Origin of the sequence: Paracoccus sp. SJTW-4 (assembly GCF_047716885.1) — a bacterium.
GTDB classification, from domain to species: domain Bacteria; phylum Pseudomonadota; class Alphaproteobacteria; order Rhodobacterales; family Rhodobacteraceae; genus Paracoccus; species Paracoccus solventivorans.
The window spans coordinates 692,233-714,865 of the sequence record NZ_CP136681.1 but is presented as its reverse complement, the minus strand read 5'-3'; the positions used below and the strand labels follow the sequence as shown (position 1 = coordinate 714,865).

Below are 22,633 nucleotides of genomic sequence, written 5' to 3'. Positions count from 1 at the left end.
GCGTGGGCGCGATTGTCTGCGCGGGGCGGCTGGGGTATCCACGCCCGGCGATCATCTGAAGGCGGGCGACATGACGGGCGAAACCAAGGCAACCGGGCTGACCTATGCCGCGGCGGGGGTGGATATCGACGCGGGCAACGCGCTGGTCGAGCGGATCAAGCCCGCCGCCGCCGCCACCGCGCGGCCGGGGGTGATGTCGGGGCTGGGCGGTTTCGGCGCGCTGTTCGACCCGCGCGCGGCCGGCTATGCCGACCCGGTTCTGGTCGCCGCCACCGACGGCGTCGGCACCAAGCTGCGCATCGCCATCGACACCAGCGAGGTCGGCGGCGTCGGCATCGACCTGGTGGCCATGTGCGTGAACGACCTAGTCTGCCAGGGCGCCGAGCCGTTGTTCTTCCTGGATTATTTCGCTACCGGCCGGCTTGACACCGAACAGGCCGCGCAGGTGATCGAAGGCATCGCCGAGGGCTGCCGCCGTTCCGGCTGCGCCCTGATCGGGGGCGAAACTGCCGAGATGCCGGGGATGTATCACGGCGGCGACTTCGACCTCGCCGGCTTTGCCGTGGGCGCGATGGAGCGTGGCGCGCATCTGCCGCAGGGGGTGGCGGCGGGCGACGTGCTGCTGGGGCTCGGTTCGGACGGGGTGCATTCGAACGGCTATTCGCTGGTTCGCAAGGTGGTGGAACGCAGCGGGCTGGGCTGGGATGCGCCGGCGCCCTTTGCCGACGCCCCGCTGGGACGCGCGCTGCTGACGCCGACGCGGCTTTACGTGCGCCCGCTGCTGGCGGCGCTGCGCGCAGGCGGCGTCCGCGCCGCGGCCCACATCACCGGCGGCGGCATCACCGAGAACCTGCCGCGGGTGCTGCCCGAGGGGATGGGCGCCAGCGTCGATCTGGACAGCTGGCAGCTGCCCCCGGTGTTTGGCTGGCTGGCCGAGACCGGCGGCACCCCGCCCGAAGAGATGCTCAAGACCTTCAACTGCGGCATCGGGATGATCGTGGTGGTCGCCCCGGAGCGCGCCACAGCCCTGACCGAGCTGCTGCGCGAGGCGGGCGAGACCGTGGTGACGCTGGGCAAGGTCGAGGGCGCGCCGGGCGTGCGCTACACCGGCACGCTCTGATGAGCGCAGCCCCGCAAGACGCGCAGAAGCGCGTCGCGATCCTGATTTCCGGCGGCGGCTCGAACATGGTGCAGCTGGTCCGCTCGATGACCGGCGACCATCCGGCGCGGGCGGTGCTGGTCGCCTCGAACGACCCGACCGCCGCGGGGCTTGCCCGCGCCGCGGCGATGGGCATCCCCACCGCCGCGGTCGATCACCGCGCCTTCGGCCGCGATCGCGCCGCGTTCGAGGCCGCACTGCTGGAGCCGCTGCTGGCGGCGCAGCCCGACATCCTCTGCCTCGCCGGGTTCATGCGGATCCTGACCCCGGATTTCGTGGCGCGTTTCAGCGGGCGGATGCTGAACATCCACCCCTCGCTGCTGCCGAAATATCCTGGGCTGAACACCCATGCCCGCGCGCTTGCCGCGGGCGATGCGCAGGCCGGGGCGACGGTGCATCTGGTCACCCCGGAACTCGACTGCGGCCCGATCCTTGGTCAGGCCAGCGTCCCGGTCGAACCCGGCGACACCCGCGACACGCTGGCCGCCCGGGTGCTCACCGCCGAACACCGGCTCTACCCCACGGTCCTGCGCCGCTTTGCCGAAGGCCAGACCGACCGCATCGACCTCTGACCGCTTCTTCATCACAGAAATATCCCGCGGGGGGCGCCCGAAGGGCGTGGGGGGCGCGAAGCCCCCCTTTCGCCGGCGCCTAGCGTTCCGGCAGCAGCCCGCGCGGCGCAAAGCGCAGCACCAGCAGCAGCACCACCCCCATCGCCAGGTAGCGCATCTGCGGCGCGCTTTCGATCAGATGGGCGCGCAGGCCGCCCGCTGACAGCGGCGAGGTCAGCACCGCCATCGCGGCCGGGCCCCAGACCTCGGCCTTGATCCACAGGAACCAGATCAGGATCGCGCCGAGCACCGCGCCCCAGTTGTTGCCCGAGCCGCCGACGATCACCATCACCCAGATCAGGAAGGTATAGCGCAGCGGGTTGTAGCCGCCCGGCGCCATCAGCCCGTCCAGCGTCACCATCATCGCGCCCGACAGGCCGATCACCGCGCAGCCCAGCACGAACAGTTGCAGATGCCGGCGGGTCACGTCCTTGCCCATCGCGGCGGCCGCGACCTCGTTGTCGCGGATGGCGCGCATCATCCGGCCCCAGGGCGAATACAGCGCCAGTTCCGTCAGCAGGATCAGCGTCAGCACCACCGCGATGAAGATCGCGGCATAGCACAGCTTGACATAGATGCCCGAGCCGGTGGCCGCATCCATCCCCCAGCGGGCGGCGGCGGCGACGAACTCGGGGTTCGATTGCAGCGCCAGCTCATAGGGGACGGGGCGGGGGATGCCGGTGATGTTCAGCACGCCGCGCGCCAGCCAGCCCTCGTTCTTGAGGATGGCGACGATGATCTCGCCGATGCCCAGCGTGGCGATGGCCAGATAGTCCGAGCGCAGCCCCAGCGCCACCTTGCCGATCCCCCAGGCGGCGGCCGCGGCCAGCACCATCCCCACCGGCCAGCTCAGCACCACCGGCAGGCCGAGGCCGCCGATATTGCCGGCCTTGGCGGGGTTGTTGGCCTCGATCGCGGCGACGGCGGGGTCGAACAGCATCCGCGTCGCCACATAGCCCGCGACGACCACCAGCGTGACAACGGCGCCGCGCGACAGGCCGCGCAGCCGCTGCGCCGCGGCCCAGATCAGCACCATCGTCGCCAGCCCCGCGGCCAGCGCCAGCATCAGCCGCGGCCCGCCCGCGGCCCAGGCCCCGGCGACCTGCGGGGTCGAGATCAGCACCGGCGCCAGCCCGCCCAGCCCGATGAAGCCGACGACGCCGGCGTTGAACAGCCCGCCATAGCCCCAGATCATGTTGACCCCCAGCGCCGCCACCGCCGAGATCAGCCCCATGTTCAACAGCGCCAGCGCGCTGTTCCAGGACCCGGAAAACATCGCGTTCGAGACGCTGCCCTCAAGCAGCAGCAGCACCGCCACCGCCAGGAACAGCAGCGGCGCGCGCAGGGGGCTTGGCCTGGCGTCGGCCTGTCGATTGCTGGACATGGTTCCCCCTTTCGCTCAGTAGGCCTTGCCGCGGAACAGCCCCGTGGGGCGCACCAGCAGCACGACGATCAGGATGACGAAGCTGATCGCCAGCTTGTATTCCGTGCCCAGCATCTGCAGCAGCCCGCTCGGCTCGAACCCCAGATACTCGGCCACCTTCTTCCACGGATAGGTCAGCGCGACCTCGGAAAAGGCGATCAGGAAGCCGCCGGCGATGGCGCCGACCGGGTTGCCCAGACCCCCCACGATGGCGGCGGCAAAGATCGGCAGCAAGATCTGGAAATAGTTGAACGCCTTGAAGGTCTTGTCGAGGCCGTACAGCGTGCCGGCCATCACCGCCAGCGCAATGGCGATGATCCAGGTCAGCCGCACCACCCGGTCGGGGTCGATGCCCGACAGCAGCGCCAGATCCTCGTTGTCGGCATAGGCGCGCATGGCCTTGCCGGCGCGGGTGCGGTTCAGGAACACGAACAGCGCCCAGACCGACAGCGCCGCGATCACCAGGGTGATCGCCTGGGTGGTGCGTAGCGACAGCCCCTCGGTCAGTCCGGTCATCGCCCTGAACTGCGGCACGGTGACGACAAAGCGGGCGCCGTCGGCGAAATTGATCTCGCCCACCCCGATCACGATGCGGGTCAGCCCGTTCATCACGAACATCACCCCGACCGAGGCCATCACCACCACGATCGGCGCTGCCTTGATGCGGCGGTAATGGCGATAGACCCAGCGGTCGGTCAGCAGCGCCAGCGCCGCGGTCAGCGCGATGGCCGGCGGCAGCGCCAGCAGCGCGGTGGGCAGCGGCCCCAGCGTGATCCCCAGCGCCTGCAGCCCCCAGGTCAGCAGGATCACCATGGCGGTGCCGAAGGCCATGGTGTCGCCATGGGCAAAGTTGGAAAACCGCAGGATCCCGTAGATCAGCGTCACCCCCAGCGCCCCCAGCGCCAGCTGCGCCCCATAGGCCGAGGCGGGGATGAAGACGAAGTTCAGAAAGGTGACGAGCGCGTTCAGCAGGTCCATCGGTGGCCTCTCGTTGCGGCTGTCCGGTGCGTTCTGGCCATGCTCAACCCCCCAGGAAGGTGCGGCGCACCTCGGGGTCGGCCATCAGCTCGGCGCCGGTGCCGGTATAGCGGTTGGCGCCCTGCACCAGCACATAGCCGATGTCGGCGATTTCCAGCGCCTGGCGGGCGTTCTGTTCCACCATCAGGATGGAAATCCCGGTGCGGGCGATCTCGATGATGCGGTCGAACAGCTCGTCCATGACGATGGGGCTGACGCCTGCGGTCGGTTCGTCCAGCATCAGCAGGCTGGGCCGGGTCATCAGCGCCCGGCCGACGGCGACCTGCTGGCGCTGGCCGCCCGACAGCTCTCCCGCGTGCTGGCGGCGCTTGTCGGCGACGGCGGGGAACAGCTGGTAGACCTGTTCCATGGTGTCGCGGAAATCGTCGTCGCGGATATAGGCGCCCATTTCCAGGTTTTCCTCGACCGTCATGGTCGGGAAGACGTTGGCGACCTGCGGCACGAACCCCATGCCGCGGCGGACCCGGTCCTGCGGCGACAGCCCGCCGATGTCCTGCCCGTCCAGCAGAACCGTGCCCTCGCGCAGGTCCAGCATCCCGAACACCGCCTTCATCGCGGTGGATTTGCCGGCGCCGTTGGGGCCGACGATCACCGCGATCTGGCCGCGCCCGACCGAGATGTCGCAGCCGTTCAGGATGTCGGCCTTGCCATAGCCGCCGCGCATCCCCGTCGCGGAAAGATAGGCGTTGTCCATCACATGCCCCCGTGAGGCCGCGCGGGCTGCCCGTCGCCGCCCTGTCCGGCCTCGTCGCCCAGCCCCGGCTGGAAACCGTGGCTTTCGCCGAAGCGGCTTTCCTCTTCGGCCTCGGCCTTGACCTTGTTCTTCAGCCCGCGGCCCAGATAGGCCTCGATCACCGCCTCGTTGGCCATGATGCTGTCGGCCGGGCCCTCGGCCAGCACCTTGCCCTCGGCCATGACGATCACCGGGTCGCAGAGCTTGCCGATGAAATCCATGTCGTGCTCGATCACGCAGAAGGTGTAGCCGCGTTCGCGGTTCAGCCGGATGATCGCGTCAGCGATGGTCATCAGCAGCGTGCGGTTCACCCCGGCCCCGACCTCGTCCAGAAACACGATGCGGGCATCGACCATCATGCAGCGGCCCAGCTCCAGCAGCTTCTTCTGCCCGCCGGAGAGGTTGCCGGCCTTTTCCTCGGCCACGTGCGAGATGGTCAGGAAATCCAGCACCTCGTCGGCGCGGGCGCGCAGGGCGCGTTCCTCGCCCGCGATGCGCCGGCGTCCGAACCAGGTGTTCCACAGCGTCTCGCCCGACTGGCCGGGGGGCACCATCATCAGGTTTTCCCGCACGCTCATCGAGCCGAACTCATGCGCCATCTGGAAGGTGCGCAACAGTCCCTTGTGGAACAGCTGGTGCGGGGCCAGGCCGGTGATGTCCTCGCCCGCCATCAGCACCCGGCCCGATGTCGGCGGCAGCACTCCGGCGATCACGTTGAACAGCGTCGATTTCCCGGCGCCGTTCGGGCCGATCAGCCCGGTGATCGACCCCTTGCGAATGGTCAGGCTGGCACCGTCCACGGCCCGAAAGCCGCCGAAATGCCGGTGAAGGTCATGGACCTCGATCATGCTTGCTCCGATTCTCCCGCGCGCTGCCTAGCGGCACATTGCCAATCCGCCAAGCAAAACCGCCGCGGCGCCCGCAAAAGGGCACCGCGGACCTTGCGTCACGGGGGCTAGCGGGTGGCGACCACGTTCAGCACGCCGCCCTTGTAGTCGACCTCGCGATAGGTGCCGGCGCTTTCGCCGCCGCCCACCAGCTCGACCGCCGAGGCGCCGACATAGTCGATATCCTGACCTGCGGCCAGCAGTTCCAGCCCGCGCGCCAGTTCGCCCGGGTTGATCTTTTCGCCCGGCGCGTTGGCGACCTCCATCACCTTGTCCTTGTAGACCCGCGGATCGGTGGACCCGGCCGCCTGCATCGCCAGCATGATCAGCGCCGCCGCGTCATAGGCTTCGGCGGCAAAGGCGTCAGAGCCGTCGAACCCCGCCTCGGCCGCCAGCGCGATGAAGGCGTCGCGGCCCTCGCCCTCGGCCGAAGGGTTCTGGCCGAAGGAATGTTCCAGCTCGGTCCCGAACTTGTCGACCAGCGCCTGCGTCACCATGCCGTCGGTGAACACGAAGGTGTCGAACGCCCCCGAATCCAGCGCCCCCCGCACGATGCCGGAACCGCCCTGATCGACATAGCCCGCGACCACCAGCGCCTCGCCACCGGCGGCGGCCAGCGCCGCGACCTCGGCCGAATAATCGGCCTTGCCGTCGTCATGGGCCGCGTTCATCGTGATCGAGCCGCCCTTGGCCTCGAAGGCCGAGACGAAGGAATCCGCCAGCCCCTTGCCGTAATCGTTGTTGGTATAGCTGACCGCCACCGACTTGAGCCCGCGGTCGGTGATGATGTCGGCCATCACCTCGCCCTGCCGCGCGTCCGACGGCGAGGTGCGGAAGAAGAAGCCCTTGTCCTCGATGGTGGACAGCGCGGGCGAGGTCGCCGAGGGCGCGATCATCACCATGCCGTTCGGCACGCCCACCCGTTCCAGGCTGGCGATGGTCTCGCCCGAGCACATGCCGCCGACGATGCCATTCACCCTTTCGGATGTCACCAGCCGCTCGACCGCCGCGACCGAGGCCGCGGCATCCGCGCAGGTGTTGTCGGCGCGCACCGCGGTCACCGTGCTGCCGTCCAGCAGCTTGCCCGAGTCGGTGACCTCCTTCATCGCCAGCTCGGCGGCATTGGCCATCGGCGGGGCCATGGATTCCAGCGGGCCGGTGAAGCCCAGCGAGATGCCCAGCTTGATCTCCTCGGCCAGCGCGCCGCCGGCGGTCAGCGCCAGCACTGCCGTCGCGATCAGAAAACGGTTCATGCGTTTCTCCTGTTGGTTGCGGGGCCCGGTCGTTTTGGTGCCGGTTGCGTCCCTGTTGGCCCGCCGCCTGTGTGCGGGGGGCAAAAACCCCGGCCGGAGCGTCCGGCCGGGGCTGTGGCAAGCGATCAGCGGGTGCGGACCGCGTTCAGCGTGCCGCCCTTGAAATCGACCTCGCGATAGGTGCCGGCGCTTTCGCCGGGCTCCACGAACTCGACGGCCGAGGCGCCGTCATAGTCGATGTCCTGCCCGGCGGCGATCAGCTCGAGCCCGCGCGCCAGGTCGCCGGGGCCGATCTTTTCGCCCGGCGCGTTGGCGACCTCCATCACCTTGTCCTTGTAGACGCGCGGGTCGCTGGACCCGGCCGCCTGCATCGCCAGCAGCATCAGCGCCGTCGCGTCATAGGATTCCGCTGCAAACGCCGAGGTGCCGTCGAACCCCGCGGCCTGGGCCAGTTCCACGAACTTGTCGCGGCCCTCGCCCTCGGCGGCCGGGTTCTGGCCGAAGGATTTCTCCAGCTCGGTGCCGAAGCGGTCGACGACCGGCTGGCCGACCATGCCGTCAGGCAGGACGAAGGTGTCGAACGCGCCCGCGTCCAGCACGCCGCGCATCACGCCGGACCCGCCCTGGTCGACATAGCCCACCACCGCCAGCGCGTCCCCGCCGGCGGCGGCCAGCGCGCCGACCTCGGCCGAATAATCGGCCTTGCCGTCGTCATGGGCGGAAATCATCGTGACCGTGCCGCCCTTGGCCTCGAACGCGGTCTTGAAGGATTCGGCCAGCCCCTTGCCATAGTCGTTGTTGGTATAGGTGATCGCCACCGACTGGATGCCGTGTTCCAGGGTGATGTCGGCCATCACCTCGCCCTGCCGCGAATCCGACGGCGAGGTGCGGAAGAAGAACCCCTGGTCCTCGATGTCGGTCAGCGCCGGCGAGGTGGCCGAGGGCGAGATCATCACCATCCCGTTCGGCACGCCCACCCGTTCCAGGCTGGCGATGGTCTCGCCCGAGCACATGCCGCCCATGATCCCGTTGACCTTGTCCGAGGTCACCAGCCGCTCGACCGCCGCGACCGAGGCGGCGGCGTCGGTGCAGGTGTTGTCGGCGCGCACCGCGATCACCGTGCTGCCATCCAGCAGCTTGCCGGAGTCGCTGACTTCCTTGACGGCCAGTTCCGCACCGCTGGCCATGTTCGGCGCCAGCGATTCGAGCGGGCCGGTAAAGCCCAGCGACAGGCCGATCTTGACCTCTTCGGCCGAGGCGAGCCCCGCCGACAGCGCCAGCGTGGCCGTGGCCAGAAGCAGTTTCTTCATGAATATTCTCCCTATCGGACATTCGTCCCTAGGGTGACAGTAGGACGGGGTGTTTTGAAAGAAAAGCGGTCTGTTATGGCAAAGGCCTGCCGTTCCGGCGGGGGACGCGGGGCGCCGCCGATGCCGCGGGCGGCCCGTCGGGGCCACATGCGGCACGCAATGGACGGCTGCGGCGGGCAGGGGGCTTTGAACCGGGCCGCATCCTCCTTATAAGACTGCAACCCGCAAGAGGATGCAGCCATGCCGCAGATGCACGATACCGCCCGCAACGCCACCGCCCGCGCCGCCGCGCCGGCGACCGACTGGCAGCGCGACGGCTGGCGCGCCCGGCCGCGGATCCAGATGCCGGATTATCCCGACGCGGATGCGGTGCGCGCGGTCGAGGCGCAGCTGACCCGGTTTCCGCCGCTGGTCTTTGCCGGCGAGGCGCGGCGGCTGAAGTCGCAGCTGGCCGATGTCGCGCGCGGGCGCCGCTTCCTGCTGCAGGGGGGCGACTGCGCCGAAAGCTTCGCCGAGTTCTCGGCCGACAACATCCGCGACACCTTCAAGGTGATGCTGCAGATGGCGGTGGTGCTGACCTGGGGCGCGCAGCTGCCGGTGGTCAAGGTCGGTCGCATGGCCGGGCAGTTCGCCAAGCCGCGCAGCGCCCCGACCGAGGTGATGGACGGGCAGGAGCTGCCCAGCTACCGCGGCGACATCATCAACGGCTTCGACTTCACCGCCGCGGCGCGGGTGCCCGACCCGGTGCGGATGCTGCAGGCCTATACCCAGGCCGCCGCCAGCCTGAACCTGCTGCGCGCGTTTTCGACCGGCGGCTATGCCGACATCCACCGCGTGCAAAGCTGGATCGCCGATTTCACCGACGGCCCCGAGGCCGCGCGCTATCGCGACATCGCCGACCGCATTTCCGACGCGATGGCCTTCATGCAGGCGGCCGGGGTCAGCTCGGACACCGCGCATGAGCTGGGCACGGTCGAGTTCTACACCAGCCACGAAGCCCTGCTGCTGGAATACGAAGAGGCGCTGGCCCGGATCGATTCGACCAGCGGCCTGCCGGTGGCGGGGTCGGGGCACATGCTGTGGATCGGCGACCGCACCCGCCAGGTCGACGGCGCGCATGTGGAATTCTGCCGCGGCGTGCAGAACCCGATCGGGCTGAAATGCGGCCCCTCGATCACCACCGACGACCTCAAGGCGCTGCTGGCGCGGCTGAACCCGCAAAACGAGCCGGGGCGGCTGACGCTGATCGCGCGGTTCGGCGCCGGCTCGGTCGGCGACCACCTGCCGCGGCTGGTCCGCGCCGTGCAGGAGGAAGGCGCCGAGGTGGTCTGGTGCTGCGACCCGATGCACGGCAACACCATCAAGTCGGCCTCGGGCTACAAGACCCGGCCGTTCGATTCCGTGCTGCGCGAGGTGCGCGAGTTCTTCGCCGTCCACCAGGCCGAGGGCACGGTGCCGGGCGGCGTGCATTTCGAGATGACCGGCAAGGACGTGACCGAATGCACCGGCGGCGTGCGCGCGGTCACCGACGAGGACCTGTCCTCGCGCTATCACACCGCCTGCGACCCGCGGCTGAACGCCAGCCAGTCGCTGGAGCTGGCCTTCCTGGTGGCCGAGGAACTGCGCGCCCGCCGCACCCGCACCCCCGCCGCCCTGCGCGACGTGGGCTGAGCCGGCACCCCTGCAATTGCCGACGGCGCGTCCCCCGGGGCGCGCCGTTTTGTTTTTGGCGGGGCAGAGGACAAGATGCCCGGCCGCGCCTGCGTCGCCGGAGCATGGGTATTTGGGCCAGAAAGAAGCAGCTGCCGTTTTGCAGGGTGGCGGCGGGGCGCGTCGCTTGCAATGTCCGCAGGTGTGCCGAGGATATGACGCCGGGAGCAGGGGCGGCGCTGGTTGGTCGGTGCGGGCCGGCTGCTCTACGGGTGGACTTCCGCGTGCGGAGGGCCGGAGGAATGCGGCGGGCAGGGCGCTGCGGACGGGCCCGCCCGACGCGGACTCCTCAGTCCTCCGAGATCACCCGGAACCGCGCCCGGCGTTCCTCGGGGGTCTCATCCTCGCGGATGGCGCGGCGGGGGGCGGCGGGGTTCCAGGGCACCGGCGGCTCGGCGAAGCCCTGCGGCGAGGGCGAGGGCACCAGCACCCGCGCGCCCTCGATCACCGGGTCGGCGCGGTCGGATATCAGGTCGAAGCGCCGCGGCGCCATCCCCATCGGGCCCTCGGTCACCAGGCACCCCAGCGCCCGGGTCACGTCGCCCAGATCCGAGCGCAGCGGCAGCAGCAGCATCCGGCCCGCCAGCTCGGGGCGGCCGTAGGCGGCGGGGGAATGCAGGGTGATCTCGGCGATCTGCGGCCCTTGGAACACGGTTTCCAGCACGTCCGAGATGCGCCCGCGCGACCCCGGCTGCATCACCGCGCACAGCGGCATCCCCCGCACCTCCATCCCCATCAGGTCGATCAGATGCCGCCCGGCCAGCCGGAACCGCGCCGCGCCCGGCGCGATGCGTTCAATGATGAAGGCGAAGTCCAGCGCCGGGTGCAGCCCCATGGGGGTGATGTCCTGCCGCGACGGCACCGCCCGGCCCTGGCGCAGCGAATCCCAATAGCGGCGGACCCCCGCCAGCACCCGCGCCGGCGACTGCCGGTCGAAATCCGGCAGGTGCAGCACCCGCGGCGGGCCGTCGCTGGCCGGGGCGGACCGGTCGTTCTCGTCCATTGCACCAGAATCCCACTCGTATGATCCCAGTGTCTATATGGTGCGGCGGCGGCCGTCTCGGAAAATATTGACGAAGGGTTAAGCCGGGCGGGTTTCAGCCGCAGCCTGTGCCGGCGCGGCTGGGGGAAGCTCAGGGCTCGGCCAGGGCGTCGGCTTCGGGCTCGCGCGGCTCGCGCGGGGGGCGGCCGATGATGTCGCGCAGCGCGTCCAGCTCGATGAAATTGTCGGCCTGGCGGCGCAGCTCGTCGGCGATCATCGGCGGCTGGCTGCGCAGGGTCGAGACCACGGAAACCCGCACCCCCTGCCGCTGCAGCGCCTCGATCATCGGGCGCAGGTCGCCGTCGCCGGAAAACACCACCGCGTGGTCCAGATGCGGCGCCAGCTGCAGCGCGTCGACGGTCAGCTCGACATCCATGTTGCCCTTGATCCGGCGCCGGCCCATCGAGTCGGTGTATTCCCGCGCCGGCTTGGTGACGATGGCGAAACCGTTGTAGGTCAGCCAGTCGATCAGCGGCCGGATCGGGGAATATTCCTCGCTTTCCAGCAGCGCGGTATAGTAATAGGCGCGGGTCAGCTTGCCCCGGCGCTCGAACTCCTGACGCAAAAGCTTGTAATCAATGTCGAACCCCAACGACTTTGCGGCCGCGTGAAGGTTCGATCCGTCGATGAACAGCGCTAGCCGATCGTCCTTGTAGAACAACGTCTTGTCTCCCAAAGCTCTGGAAATAGGAAATATGTCGGACAATCTAGTGCTGCTGGCCTTGGGTGCAAACCTGTTTTCTTCGACAGGTGCCCGCGAGGCCGGGCTGCGCGCCGCGCTGCGCGCGCTGGCGGCCGAGGGGCTGCCCGCCACCCGGGTCAGCCGCTTCTGGAAAACCCCGGCCTTTCCGCCCGGTTCCGGCCCCGATTACGTCAACGCGGCGGCGGCGCTGCGGTCGGCGCAGCCGGCGCCCGCGCTGCTGGCGGCGGCTCACCGGGTGGAGGCGGCGCTGGGGCGGGTGCGCGACGGCGGCCGCTGGGGGGCGCGGGTGATTGACATCGACCTGCTGGCGGTGGGCGATCTGGTGCTGCCCGATGGCGCCGAACAGGACCGCTGGCGGGCGCTGCCGCCGGACCAGCAGCAGCGCCTGACCCCGGACCGGCTGATCCTGCCGCATCCGCGGCTGCAGGACCGCGGCTTCGTGCTGGCGCCGCTGGCCGAGATCGCGCCGCAGTGGCGCCACCCCCGCACCGGCCGCACCGTGGCCGCGATGCTGGCGGCGCTGGGGCCGCCGGGGCTGGCCGGCATGGCGCCGCTTGCTTGACATTGCCCGGGGTGGCGCCCACATATGCCACCTTGCCCTTCAGCCGATTCGCAGAGGTATGCCATGGCCCGCGTGACAGTCGAGGATTGCGTCGACAAGGTTCCCAACCGATTTGACCTGGTCCTGCTGGCCGCCCATCGCGCCCGCGAGATCTCGGCCGGCTCGCCCGCGACGGTCGACCCCGACAACGACAAGAACCCGGTGATCGCCCTGCGCGAGATCGCGGACGAGACCCAGCCCGTCGACGACCTGCGCGAGCGGATGATCGAGCAGACCCAGACCCAGATCGAGGTCGACGAGCCCGAAGAGGACGCGATGGCGCTGCTGCTGGGGGCCGAGATCGACCGTCCCAAGCCCGCCGACGAGGAATCCGAGGAACGGATGCTGCGGATGATGCTGGAAGCGCAGGGCCGCAACTGACGGCAGCCGGGCGGTATCTCGGTTGGAAAGATTCGACGTCGAAGACCTGATCGCACTGGTCCGCAACTACAACCCGCGGACCAATGCGGAACTGATCCGGCAGGCCTTCGACTATGGCCGCCGGATGCACGAGGGGCAGTTCCGCCACTCGGGCGAACCCTATTTCACCCATCCCGTCGCCGTCGCCGCCATCCTGACCGAGATGCGGCTGGACGATGCCACCATCATCACCGCGCTGCTGCACGACACCATCGAGGACACGCGTTCCACCTGGACCGACGTGGCCCAGATCTTCGGGCGCGAGATCGCCGATCTGGTGGACGGGGTCACCAAGCTGACCAACCTGCAGCTGTCGGGTGCGCATTCCAAGCAGGCCGAAAACTTCCGCAAGCTTTTCATGGCCATGTCGCGCGATCTTCGCGTGATCCTGGTCAAGCTGGCCGACCGGCTGCACAACATGCGCACCATCAAGTCGATGCGCCCGGAAAAACAGGTGCAGAAGGCGCGCGAGACCATGGACATCTTTGCGCCGCTGGCCGGGCGCATGGGGATGCAGTGGATGCGCGAGGAGCTCGAGGACCTGGCCTTCAAGGTCATCAACCCCGAGGCGCGCAACTCGATCATCCGCCGCTTCGTGGTGCTGCAAAAGGAAAACGGCGACGTGATCCCGCAGATCACCGCCGACATCCGCGCCACGCTGGACGCCGAGGGGGTCGAGGCCGAGGTCTTCGGCCGCGCCAAGCGTCCGTTCAGCGTCTGGCGCAAGATGCAGGAAAAGCAGCTGGCGTTCAGCCGCCTGTCCGACATCTACGGATTCCGCATCATCACCCGCTCTGAAGCCGATTGCTACCGCACGCTGGGGATCATCCACCGCAAGTGGCGGATGGTGCCGGGCCGGTTCAAGGACTACATCAGCCAGCCCAAGTCGAACGGCTACCGCTCGATCCACACCACCGTTTCCACCCGCGACGGCACGCGGGTCGAAGTGCAGATCCGCACCCGCGCCATGCACGAGGTGGCCGAGGCCGGCGTCGCCGCGCATTGGGCCTATCGCGACGGGGTGCGCAGCAAGAACCCCTTTGCGGTCGATCCGGGCGAGTGGCTGGCCAGCCTGACCGAGCGTTTCGGCGAGGAAGACCACGACGAGTTCCTCGAGCATGTGAAGCTCGAGATGTATCAGGACCAGGTGTTCTGCTTCACCCCGCGCGGCGACGTCATCCAGCTGCCCAAGGGGGCGACGCCGATCGATTTTGCCTATGCGATCCACACGCGGCTGGGCAACAGCTGCGTCGGCGCCAAGGTGGACGGGATCCGGGTGCCGCTGTGGACCCGGCTCAAGAACGGGCAGGCGGTGGACATCATCTCGGCCTCGGGGCAGCGGCCGCAGGCGACCTGGCTGGACATCGTGGTGACCGGGCGCGCCAAGGCCGCGATCCGGCGCAGCCTGCGCGAGGAGGACCGCTCGCGCTTCATCCGGCTCGGGTCGGAGCTGGTGCGCGTCGCCTTCGAGCACGTCAACCGCAAGGCCACCGACAAGGCGCTGCGCGCCGCCGCCAAGACGCTGGCGCTGCCGAACGTGGACGAGATGCTGGCACGCATCGGTTCGGCCGAGATGTCGGCGCAAGAGCTGATCCGTGCGCTCTATCCCGACCTGACCCCGGCCGAGGAGGAGATCGACGCCACCCGCGCCGTCGCCGGGCTTGAGGCCGATCAGGAGTTCACCCGCGCCCCCTGCTGCGATCCGCTGCCGGGGGAACGCATCGTCGGCATCACCTATCGCGGCAAGGGGGTGGTGATCCACGCCATCGACTGCCCGGTGTTGGCCGATTTCGAGGCCCAGCCCGAGCGCTGGGTCGACCTGCGCTGGCGCGAGGGGCGGCACCCGCCGGTTTATTCCTCGCGGCTGGGGCTGACCATCCGCCACGACGCCGGGGTGCTGGGGCGGATCTGCACGCTGATCGGGGCGCAGGGGGCGAATATCTCGGACCTCGAGTTCCTGGACCGCAAGCCCGATTTCTACCGGCTGCGCATCGACGTGGAGCTGCGCGACCGCGAGCATCTGCACGCGCTGCTGACCGCCTTGGACGCCGAGCCGGACGTGGCGCAGGTGGCGCGCATCCGCGACCCCTCGGCGCGGTTCTAGGCCGGGGCGGGGCAAGGCATCCCGCGCGGGGGCGCGCGGGGGATTTTCCCGGCTTTCCGGGTTGCAGCCGCGGGGTGCGGCTGGTTCATTGATCCGGGTTTATCCGAAAAGGGGCGCGCCGGGTGTTCAAGCGCAAGCCACGCAGCTATTCGCAGCTCGCCAGCGATATCGTCTATCCGCGGGGCGGCTGGTCGCGGGCGGTGCGCTATATCGTGCACCGGGTCCGCCGCCTGCCCGACGAGCCCAGCCGGATCGGCCGCGGGGTGGCGGCGGGGGTGTTCATCAGCTTCACCCCGCTGTTCGGCGCGCATCTGCTGGGCGGGCTGGCGCTGGCCTGGCTGATGCGCGGCAATCTGATCGCCGCGGTGCTGGGAACGCTGGTCGGCAACCCGGTGACCATCCCGATCATCGCGGTGACCTCGGTGGGGCTGGGGCGCTGGATGCTGGGGGTGCCGGGCAGCATGTCGCCCGGGGTGATCATGGCCGCCTTTACCGCCGCAAGCGGGCAGCTGTGGCATAATTTCATGTCGATCTTCGACGGGCGGGTGGCCGAGTGGGACCGGCTGCTGGCGTTCTTCAACGGCATCTTCCTGCCCTATCTGGTGGGCGGCCTCATCCCCGGGCTGATCGCGGCGACGGTGTTCCACTACCTGACCGTGCCGCTGGTGCGCACCTACCACCGGCGCAAGCTGCAACGCATCGCCCGCCGCCACGCCTCTGCCCACCCCGGGGGCGAGGACAGCGGCGAGGGCCGCTAGACCCCCAGCCGGTCGCGCAACGAATACCAGCCCATGCCGGCGACCAGCAGCGGCCAGCGCAGCGCCGCGCCGCCGGGAAAGGCGGGCAGGGGTAGGGCGGCCATGGTCTCGAACCCCTCGGACTGGCCGATCACCGCCTGCGCCATCAGCTTGCCGGAGAGATTGGCTAGCGCCACCCCGTGCCCGGAAAACCCGCTGGCCGACAGGCAGTTCGGGGCGGGGCGCGCGAAATACGGCATCCGGTTCATGGTGATCGCCAGCGTGCCGCCCCAGCCATGGGTGATGCGCACCCCCTTCAGCTGCGGATAGACCTGTTCCAGCGGGCGGCGCACCTTGGCGGCGATGTCGCGCGGAAAGCGATAGCCGAGGCTCTCGCCGCCGCCGAACACCAGCCGCCGGTCCTCGCTCAGCCGCCAGTAGTTCACCACGAAGCGGGTGTCGTGGACGGCGATGTTTTCCCCCAGGATATCGTCGGCGCGGGCGCCCAGCGGCTCGGTCGCGACAACGAAATTGTTGATCGGCATGACGCGGGCGGCGACGCCCATGTCCAGATGCCCCAGATAGCCGTTCGCGGCCAGGATGACGTGATCGCAGAGCACCCGACCGGTGCCGGTCTGCACGATCGAGGTCTCGCCCGCGCGCCGCGCGTGGCTGATGGCATGGACATGGGCGCCCTCGTGGATGCGCACGCCCGCCGCTGCGGCCAGCCGCGCCAGCCCCAGCGCCAGCGCCAGCGGGTCCAGATGCCCGGCGCCGCGGTCGAGATCGCCCCCCGCATACAGCGGCGATTTCACCAGTGCCCGCAGCCCGGCCGCATCCAGCGGCTCGATCAGCGCATAGCCATAATCGCGGGCCAGACGCTCGGCGTTTTCATGCGCATGGCGGACCTCGCGGGGATTGCGGGCGGCATGGGCGATGCCGGGATGGACCGTCACCCCGGCCTCGGCCGCCAAGACACGGGTCAGGGACTTGGCCTCCTCGGCCATGTCCCACAGCCGCCGCGCCGCCGTGCGCCCGGCCATCCGTTCCAGCTTGTCCACCTCGAGCCGCTGCCCCGAGCCCATCTGCCCGCCATTGCGCCCCGAGGCGCCAAAGCCCATCCGCTGCGCCTCGAGCAGCACGACCGAGCGTCCCGCCCGCGCCAGCGTCAGCGCCGCGCTCAGCCCGGTGTAGCCCGCGCCCACCACCGCCACATCGGCCCGCGCATCCCCCCGCAGCGGCGGGAACGGCGGCAGCGCCGGGTTCTGCTCGGCGTACAGGCTGGGCGGATATTCCCCGCGGCGGTCATTGGCGAAAAGCAGGTTCATGCGCGCCCCCATGTTCCGCCCCGCTTTACCACCCGCAACCCGGTCAACGGAATGGCCGAGGGCCTCTTTCTTCATCACTGAAATATCCCGGGGCTTCCGAGCGCCCGGATAGCAGGCGGATCAGAAAACAGCCCCCGAGGCTGTTTTCCCGCCGGATGGTCCGGTGGACTGTTTTCAGCGAGGACGGCCACGGCAGCGGCCCGGGGCAGCGCCCCGGTCCGACCGCGCAACCCGGCGCGCCAAAAGAAAAAGGGGACCGAACCGGCCCCCTTTTCCCCAATAATTCCAGCAGCCTCAGCGCTTGGCCACATCCAGGTAATCGCGCCGGTCCGAGCCGATATACAGCTGCCGCGGGCGGCCGATCTTGCTGTCCGGGTCGCCCAGCATTTCCTTCCACTGCGAAATCCAGCCGACGGTGCGCGACAGCGCAAAGATCGGGGTGAACATCGAGGTCGGGAAGCCCATCGCCGACAGGATGATGCCGGAATAGAAATCGACGTTCGGATAGAGCTTTTTCGAAACGAAATATTCGTCCTCAAGCGCGATCCGCTCCAGCTCCTTGGCGACCTGCAGCGTCGGGTTGTTCTCGATCCCGAGGATGTCCAGCACCTCGTCGGCCGATTCCTTCATGATCTTCGCGCGCGGGTCGAAGTTCTTGTAGACGCGGTGGCCAAAGCCCATCAGGCGGAACGGGTCGTCCTTGTCCTTGGCGCGCTTGATATATTCGGGGATGCGGTCGACGGAGCCGATTTCCTGCAGCATTTCCAGCGCGGCCTGGTTGGCGCCGCCGTGCGCGGGCCCCCACAGGCAGGCGATGCCGGCTGCGATACAGGCAAAGGGGTTGGCCCCCGAAGACCCCGCCAGCCGCACGGTCGAGGTCGAGGCGTTCTGTTCGTGGTCCGCGTGCAGGGTAAAGATGCGGTCCATGGCGCGGGCCAGCGCCGGGTCGACGTGATAGGGCTCGGCCGGGACCGAGAAGCACATGTGCAGGAAGTTCGAGGCGTAATCGAGGTCGTTCTTCGGATAGACGAAGGGCTGGCCCAGCGAATATTTATACGCCATCGCCGCCAGCGTCGGCAGCTTGGCGATCAGCCGGATCGAGGCGACCTCGCGGTGGTGCGGGTCGTTGATGTCGAGGCTGTCGTGGTAGAACGCCGACATGGCGCCGACCACGCCGACCAGCGTCGCCATCGGGTGGCTGTCGCGGCGGAACCCGCGGAAGAAGTAATGCAGCTGCTCGTGCACCATGGTGTGGTGGGTGATCAGCCACTCGAATTTTTCCATCTGCTCGGCGCTCGGCAGCTCGCCGTTCAGCAGCAGGTAGCAGACTTCCAGGTAATGGCTCTTCTCGGCCAGCTGCTCGATCGGGTAGCCGCGATACCACAGCTCGCCCACGTCGCCGTCGATATAGGTGATGGCGCTTTCGCAGGCCGCGGTCGAGGTGAAGCCGGGGTCGAAGGTGAAGACGTTGCCCTGCCCGTAAAGCTTGCGGATGTCGATACATTCCGCCCCGACGGTGGGGGTCAGGACCGGCAGCTCGAAATCCTTGTCGTTCAGCGAAATCCGGGCGGTTCTGGCTTCGGCCATCGCATATTCCTTTGCTCGAGGCCCATCCGGGCCGCTGCGTATGGGCGCTCTCACGCCGTGGCGTCTGCCAGGCGGGCGAGCGTTTCGTCGCGCCCGAGGGCCAGCATCATGTCGAATATGCTCGGGGTCGAGGTCCGCCCGGCGAGTGCCGCCCGCACCGGGGCCGCGATCTTGCCAAGGCCAAGTCCGTTCGACTCGGCTATCCGCTGTGCAATCGCCTCCAGGTCGTCTCGCGCCCAGATAACATTCTGCATCGCGGCGGTCAAATCCCCGAGTATACCTTTGGACACCGTATCCAGCGCTGCCGCGGCCTTGTCGTCCTGCTGCACCGGGCGCTCGATCAGGGCAAAGCGGCCCTGCTCCAGCAGCTGCGGCAGGGTGCGGGATTTCTGCTTCAGGACCGCAAGCGCCGGGGTCAGCCACGCCAGCTGCTGCGGGGTCAGCGGCGGCTGGCCGGTGGCGGCCAGGAACCCCGCCAGCTCGTCCAGCAGCGCCGCATCGCTCATGGCTGCGACATGATGCCCCGATACATGTTCGAGCTTCTTGAAGTCGAGCCGTGCCGGGGCCTTGCCGATTCCCGACAGGTCGAACCATGCGCGCGCCTGTGCGTCGTCGAACAGCTCGTCGTCGCCGTGGCTCCAGCCCAACCGGGCCAGATAGTTGCGCATCGCTGCCGCCGGATAGCCCATGGCGGCATATTCATGCAGCCCGACCGCGCCGTGGCGCTTGGACAGTTTCTTGCCGTCGGCGCCGTGGATCAGCGGGATATGCGCGAACACCGGCAGCGCCCAGCCATTCGCCGCATAGACCTGCGCCTGGCGGGCGGCATTGGTCAGGTGGTCGTCGCCGCGGATGATATGGGTGATCCCCATGTCGTGGTCGTCCACAACCACCGCGTGCATATAGGTCGGTGTCCCGTCCGAACGCAGCAGCACCATGTCGTCCAGCTGGTCGTTGCGGAAGGTGACCTCGCCCTGCACCGCATCCTGGATCACCGTCACCCCCTCGCGCGGGGCCCGCAGGCGGATCGCATAGGGCGCGTCCGGCCTTGTCGCGGGGTCGGCGTCGCGCCAGGGGCTGACGAAGGGGCGGTTGGGATTGTCCGCGCGCCACGCCTCGATCTCGGCCGGGGTGGTATAGCAGGGATAGGCGGTGCCGGCCGCCATCATCTGGCGCGCCACCTCGGCGTGGCGCTCGGCGCGGGCGAACTGGCTGACCGGCGCGCCGTCCCAGTCCAGCCCCAGCCAGCGCAGCCCCTGCAGGATCGCCTCGGTCGCCTCGGGGGTGGAGCGGGCGCGGTCGGTATCCTCGATCCGCAGCAGGAACTTGCCGCCGCGGCCGCGCGCGTAAAGCCAGTTGAACAGTGCCGTGCGCGCGCCGCCGATATGCAGATAGCCGGTGGGCGAGGGCGCGAAGCGCGTGACGACGGGGGGTGATTGCATGGTTGCGTCCTGCTTCGGTCGTTCGGGCGGCGGGTGGGCGACAGGCGTTAACCTTTTGCTAAGGACCGCCGGGTTAGGATCGGCGCAGGGATACGCGAGGATTCAGGGTAAGGACAAGCGTGACCGCAGCGGATGCAGCGAATGGCGCTATAGGAGGACCCCCGCGCGGGCGGGGGGCGCGGCTGCTGGCGGCGCTGACGGCGCCGGGGCGGGTGTCGGACCGCGCCGCCCGCTCGACGGCGGAACTGGCGCTGCGCGCGGGGCTGCTGATCCGGGCGCCGATCCTGGTGTCCTGCGGGATTGGGCTGTGGTTCAGCCTGCGGTTCGAGCCGGGGCCGGGGCTATACGCCGCAGCCCTTGCGGCGATGCTGCTGGCGATGGGGGCGGCGCGCCGGCTGCTGCTGCTGGCCGATGCCGGGCGCATCCCCTGGGACCGGGCCGAGGTCCTGCGGCTGGCGGCGCTGGCTGCGGCGCTGGCGTTGTCGGGGTTCCTTGCCGCCGGGCTGCGGCTGCACATGGTGGCGGCGCCGGTGATGGACTATCGCTATTACGGCCCGGTCGAGGGGCGGGTGGTGCAGATCGACCGTTCCGCCCGCGACCGGATGCGGGTGACGCTGGACCGGGTGGTGCTGCGCGACACCGCGCCCGAGCGGACCCCGCGCCGGGTGCGGCTGTCGCTGCCCGAGGGGGCGGCGCTGCCCGCGACCTCGGCCCGGGTGATGCTGACCGCGCATCTCGGCCCGCCGCCGCCGCCGGCGGAACCCGGCGCCTTCGATTTCCGCCGCAACGCCTTCTTCGCCGGGCTCGGCGCGGTCGGCTATACCCGCACCCCGCTACTGACCGTCGAACCGCCGCCGCCGCGGCTGCTGGACGGCACCGCGATCCGGCTGCGGCTGTCGCAGGCCATGCAGGACCGGATCGGCGGGCAGGCGGGGGCGGTGGCTTCGGCGCTGGTGACCGGCGACCGCTCGGGCATCGCCGAGGCCACCAATCAGGTGATGCGCGACTCGAACCTCTATCACATCGTCTCGATCTCGGGGCTGCACATGACCATGCTCGCCGCCTTTGTCTATGCGGCGCTGCGGCTGGGGCTGGCGGCGGCGCAGGGGCTGGGGCCGGGGGTTCTTGGCGCGGCGCTTTCGGGCGCGCCGGTCCACAAGCTGGCGGCGCTGGCGGCGCTGGCGGCGGCGACGCTGTATCTGTGGGTCTCGGGCGGAGGGGTGCCGACGGAACGCGCCTGGGTGATGGTGGCGGTGATGCTGGCGGCGGTGCTGCTGGATCGGCGCGCGATCTCGCTGCGCACGCTGGCGGTGGCGGCGCTGGCGATCCTGTATCTGGCCCCCGAGGCGCTGGTGACGCCCGGCTTCCAGATGAGCTTTGCCGCCACCGCCGCGCTGATCCTGCTGTTTCCCGCCTGGTCGCGCGGCGCGCAGCGCCTGCCCTGGCTGGTGCGGGGGGTGGCGCTGCTGGTGATCTCGTCGCTGATCGCGGGGCTGGCCACGGCGCCGCTGGCGGCGGCGCATTTCAACCGCTCGGCCCAATACGGGATCGTTGCCAACCTGCTGGTGGTGCCGGTGATGGGCAGCGTGGTGATGCCCGCGGGGGTGGTCGCGGCGCTGCTGGCGCCCCTGGGGCTGGCGGGGCCGGCGCTGTGGGTGATGGGGCTGGGCACGCGCTGGATGCTGTGGGTGGCTGAAGCTGTCGCTGGCTGGGGCGGCTCGGTCCTGGCGGTGCCGGCGCCGGTCTGGCGGGTGCTGCCGCTGGCCGGGGCCGGCGCGGCGCTGTGGCTGTTTTCGCTGCAAGGCGGCGCGCGGACGACGCGCTGGCTGGGGCGGCTGGCGGCGGTGCTGCTGCCCGGGGCGGCGGCGCTGCTGTGGGCGGCCAGCCCGCGCCCCGACATCCTGATTTCGCCCGACGCCGCGGCGGTGGGGATCCTCACCCCCGCCGGCCGCGTGCTCTCCAAGCCCGGCGCCGCCTTTGTCGCCGACAGCTGGCTGCGCGCCGACGGCGACACCGCCGCCGCGGCCGAAGCCGGCGCCCGCGAGGGGTGGAGCGGCCCGACCGGCGACCGCCGCGCCCGGCTGGGCGGGATCGCCGTGGCGCATCTGAGCGGCAAGGCGGCCGCCGCCCGGGCCGCGGCCGCCTGCGCCCAGGGCGGCGTCGTCATCCTTGCCGCAAGGGCGCCCCCCGAGGTCTCGGGCCCCTGCCTGCTGCTCGACCAGCCGGCCCTGGCCCGCAGCGGCGCCCGCGCCGGCCGGCTGCGGGACGGCGCGCTGCACTGGCAGACCGACGCCGCCATGGTCGGAGAACGGCTCTGGTCCTCGCCCGCCGAGCGCCGGCGCTGGGGGCTCTCGGGACGGGGGCAGTGGCGGGATTGGCGATGAGGAGGGCGAGAGCAGACTTATGGGACATAGAGGTGCGAAAACTGCGGCTGCCGGGCGCCGTCTGCCATGCGAAAAAAACCGCGCCTGTGGCTGGCGCGTCTGCGGTCGACAACAATGCAATGCCGCTGCTTCGGCTTGGTTGATGTGGAGGAGACTGTGCG

General features: G+C 69.8%; 19 protein-coding genes. 8 read left to right on the top strand and 11 right to left on the bottom strand.

Features of this window, described 5'->3' with window-relative positions; translation table 11 throughout:
• The first annotated feature begins 70 nt into the window (after positions 1 to 70).
• Positions 71 to 1,120, top strand: a complete 1,050-nt coding sequence (gene purM, locus RSP45_RS03585) for a phosphoribosylformylglycinamidine cyclo-ligase (RefSeq protein ID WP_415393243.1) — start codon at positions 71 to 73, stop codon at positions 1,118 to 1,120.
• On the top strand, positions 1,120 to 1,731 hold the full coding sequence (gene purN, locus RSP45_RS03580; RefSeq protein WP_415393242.1) for a phosphoribosylglycinamide formyltransferase: 612 nt from the start codon (positions 1,120 to 1,122) through the stop codon (positions 1,729 to 1,731). Before purM ends, purN begins: the two co-directional genes overlap by 1 nt.
• A gap of 79 nt (positions 1,732 to 1,810) precedes the next feature.
• Here purN and RSP45_RS03575 read toward each other — a convergent pair whose 3' ends face one another.
• From RSP45_RS03575 to RSP45_RS03550, 6 genes are all read right to left on the bottom strand, one after another.
• The gene (locus RSP45_RS03575; protein WP_415393241.1) at positions 1,811 to 3,154 is read right to left on the bottom strand and encodes a branched-chain amino acid ABC transporter permease; all 1,344 of its coding nucleotides are present in this window, start codon (positions 3,152 to 3,154) and stop codon (positions 1,811 to 1,813) included.
• 15 nt (positions 3,155 to 3,169) lie between these two features.
• Entirely contained in the window at positions 3,170 to 4,171 is a 1,002-nt protein-coding gene (locus RSP45_RS03570; RefSeq protein WP_415393240.1) for a branched-chain amino acid ABC transporter permease, read from the bottom strand.
• Positions 4,172 to 4,214: 43 nt separating this feature from the next.
• Positions 4,215 to 4,925: an ABC transporter ATP-binding protein gene (locus RSP45_RS03565; protein WP_415393239.1), complete on the bottom strand. Its 711-nt coding sequence runs from the start codon at positions 4,923 to 4,925 to the stop codon at positions 4,215 to 4,217.
• On the bottom strand, positions 4,925 to 5,812 hold the full coding sequence (locus RSP45_RS03560; RefSeq protein WP_415393238.1) for an ABC transporter ATP-binding protein: 888 nt from the start codon (positions 5,810 to 5,812) through the stop codon (positions 4,925 to 4,927). Before RSP45_RS03560 ends, RSP45_RS03565 begins: the two co-directional genes overlap by 1 nt.
• A gap of 107 nt (positions 5,813 to 5,919) precedes the next feature.
• Entirely contained in the window at positions 5,920 to 7,104 is a 1,185-nt protein-coding gene (locus RSP45_RS03555; RefSeq protein ID WP_415393237.1) for an ABC transporter substrate-binding protein, read from the bottom strand.
• 125 nt (positions 7,105 to 7,229) lie between these two features.
• A complete protein-coding gene (locus tag RSP45_RS03550) occupies positions 7,230 to 8,414 on the bottom strand; it encodes an ABC transporter substrate-binding protein (protein ID WP_415393236.1) in 1,185 nt (394 codons plus the stop codon).
• Positions 8,415 to 8,663: 249 nt separating this feature from the next.
• Here RSP45_RS03550 and RSP45_RS03545 point away from each other — a divergent pair, with 249 nt between their 5' ends.
• Complete coding sequence (locus RSP45_RS03545) at positions 8,664 to 10,085, top strand: class II 3-deoxy-7-phosphoheptulonate synthase (RefSeq protein WP_415393987.1); 1,422 nt, start codon at positions 8,664 to 8,666, stop codon at positions 10,083 to 10,085.
• A gap of 328 nt (positions 10,086 to 10,413) precedes the next feature.
• Here the strand turns inward: RSP45_RS03545 and RSP45_RS03540 are convergent, their stop codons facing one another.
• Together RSP45_RS03540 and RSP45_RS03535 are read right to left on the bottom strand one after the other, a co-directional pair.
• The gene (locus tag RSP45_RS03540) at positions 10,414 to 11,127 is read right to left on the bottom strand and encodes a PAS domain-containing protein (protein ID WP_415393235.1); all 714 of its coding nucleotides are present in this window, start codon (positions 11,125 to 11,127) and stop codon (positions 10,414 to 10,416) included.
• Positions 11,128 to 11,257: 130 nt separating this feature from the next.
• Positions 11,258 to 11,827: an NYN domain-containing protein gene (locus tag RSP45_RS03535; protein ID WP_073063439.1), complete on the bottom strand. Its 570-nt coding sequence runs from the start codon at positions 11,825 to 11,827 to the stop codon at positions 11,258 to 11,260.
• A 34-nt stretch (positions 11,828 to 11,861) separates the two neighbouring features.
• Between RSP45_RS03535 and folK the strand changes: the two genes are divergently transcribed.
• From folK to RSP45_RS03515, 4 genes are all read left to right on the top strand, one after another.
• Positions 11,862 to 12,431 (top strand): 2-amino-4-hydroxy-6-hydroxymethyldihydropteridine diphosphokinase, encoded by a 570-nt coding sequence (folK, locus tag RSP45_RS03530; RefSeq protein WP_415393234.1) that lies wholly within the window; start codon positions 11,862 to 11,864, stop codon positions 12,429 to 12,431.
• A 63-nt stretch (positions 12,432 to 12,494) separates the two neighbouring features.
• The gene (rpoZ, locus tag RSP45_RS03525; protein ID WP_073063433.1) at positions 12,495 to 12,851 is read left to right on the top strand and encodes a DNA-directed RNA polymerase subunit omega; all 357 of its coding nucleotides are present in this window, start codon (positions 12,495 to 12,497) and stop codon (positions 12,849 to 12,851) included.
• Positions 12,852 to 12,873: 22 nt separating this feature from the next.
• Positions 12,874 to 14,994, top strand: a complete 2,121-nt coding sequence (locus RSP45_RS03520) for a RelA/SpoT family protein (protein ID WP_073063430.1) — start codon at positions 12,874 to 12,876, stop codon at positions 14,992 to 14,994.
• A 122-nt stretch (positions 14,995 to 15,116) separates the two neighbouring features.
• A complete protein-coding gene (locus RSP45_RS03515; RefSeq protein ID WP_415393233.1) occupies positions 15,117 to 15,752 on the top strand; it encodes a DUF2062 domain-containing protein in 636 nt (211 codons plus the stop codon).
• On the opposite strand, the gene RSP45_RS03510 is transcribed toward RSP45_RS03515, so the two are convergent.
• The 3 genes from RSP45_RS03510 to gltX all read right to left on the bottom strand — a co-directional run bounded on the left by RSP45_RS03510 (position 15,749) and on the right by gltX (position 20,088).
• Complete coding sequence (locus RSP45_RS03510) at positions 15,749 to 17,059, bottom strand: NAD(P)/FAD-dependent oxidoreductase (protein ID WP_415393232.1); 1,311 nt, start codon at positions 17,057 to 17,059, stop codon at positions 15,749 to 15,751. The genes RSP45_RS03515 and RSP45_RS03510 overlap by 4 nt on opposite strands.
• Positions 17,060 to 17,353: 294 nt before the next feature.
• Positions 17,354 to 18,646 carry a citrate synthase gene (gltA, locus tag RSP45_RS03505; RefSeq protein ID WP_415393231.1) on the bottom strand — a complete coding sequence of 431 codons (1,293 nt, stop codon included), beginning with the start codon at positions 18,644 to 18,646 and terminating at the stop codon, positions 17,354 to 17,356.
• A gap of 50 nt (positions 18,647 to 18,696) precedes the next feature.
• Complete coding sequence (gene gltX / locus RSP45_RS03500) at positions 18,697 to 20,088, bottom strand: glutamate--tRNA ligase (protein WP_415393230.1); 1,392 nt, start codon at positions 20,086 to 20,088, stop codon at positions 18,697 to 18,699.
• 119 nt (positions 20,089 to 20,207) lie between these two features.
• Here gltX and RSP45_RS03495 point away from each other — a divergent pair, with 119 nt between their 5' ends.
• Positions 20,208 to 22,472: a ComEC/Rec2 family competence protein gene (locus tag RSP45_RS03495; RefSeq protein ID WP_415393229.1), complete on the top strand. Its 2,265-nt coding sequence runs from the start codon at positions 20,208 to 20,210 to the stop codon at positions 22,470 to 22,472.
• The last annotated feature ends 161 nt before the right edge of the window (positions 22,473 to 22,633 follow it).

Bases quoted from the DNA above. Each gene is read 5' to 3' on its own strand.
- rpoZ (WP_073063433.1), top strand. From the start codon at position 12,495: ATGGCCCGCGTGACAGTCGAGGATTGCGTCGACAAGGTTCCCAACCGA.
- gltX (WP_415393230.1), bottom strand. From the start codon at position 20,088: ATGCAATCACCCCCCGTCGTCACGCGCTTCGCGCCCTCGCCCACCGGC.
- RSP45_RS03540 (WP_415393235.1), bottom strand. From the start codon at position 11,127: ATGGACGAGAACGACCGGTCCGCCCCGGCCAGCGACGGCCCGCCGCGG.
- RSP45_RS03565 (WP_415393239.1), bottom strand. From the start codon at position 4,925: ATGGACAACGCCTATCTTTCCGCGACGGGGATGCGCGGCGGCTATGGC.
- RSP45_RS03570 (WP_415393240.1), bottom strand. From the start codon at position 4,171: ATGGACCTGCTGAACGCGCTCGTCACCTTTCTGAACTTCGTCTTCATC.
- RSP45_RS03510 (WP_415393232.1), bottom strand. From the start codon at position 17,059: ATGAACCTGCTTTTCGCCAATGACCGCCGCGGGGAATATCCGCCCAGC.
- RSP45_RS03560 (WP_415393238.1), bottom strand. From the start codon at position 5,812: ATGATCGAGGTCCATGACCTTCACCGGCATTTCGGCGGCTTTCGGGCC.
- RSP45_RS03555 (WP_415393237.1), bottom strand. From the start codon at position 7,104: ATGAACCGTTTTCTGATCGCGACGGCAGTGCTGGCGCTGACCGCCGGC.
- purM (WP_415393243.1), top strand. From the start codon at position 71: ATGACGGGCGAAACCAAGGCAACCGGGCTGACCTATGCCGCGGCGGGG.
- RSP45_RS03545 (WP_415393987.1), top strand. From the start codon at position 8,664: ATGCACGATACCGCCCGCAACGCCACCGCCCGCGCCGCCGCGCCGGCG.
- folK (WP_415393234.1), top strand. From the start codon at position 11,862: ATGTCGGACAATCTAGTGCTGCTGGCCTTGGGTGCAAACCTGTTTTCT.
- RSP45_RS03575 (WP_415393241.1), bottom strand. From the start codon at position 3,154: ATGTCCAGCAATCGACAGGCCGACGCCAGGCCAAGCCCCCTGCGCGCG.
- gltA (WP_415393231.1), bottom strand. From the start codon at position 18,646: ATGGCCGAAGCCAGAACCGCCCGGATTTCGCTGAACGACAAGGATTTC.
- RSP45_RS03550 (WP_415393236.1), bottom strand. From the start codon at position 8,414: ATGAAGAAACTGCTTCTGGCCACGGCCACGCTGGCGCTGTCGGCGGGG.
- purN (WP_415393242.1), top strand. From the start codon at position 1,120: ATGAGCGCAGCCCCGCAAGACGCGCAGAAGCGCGTCGCGATCCTGATT.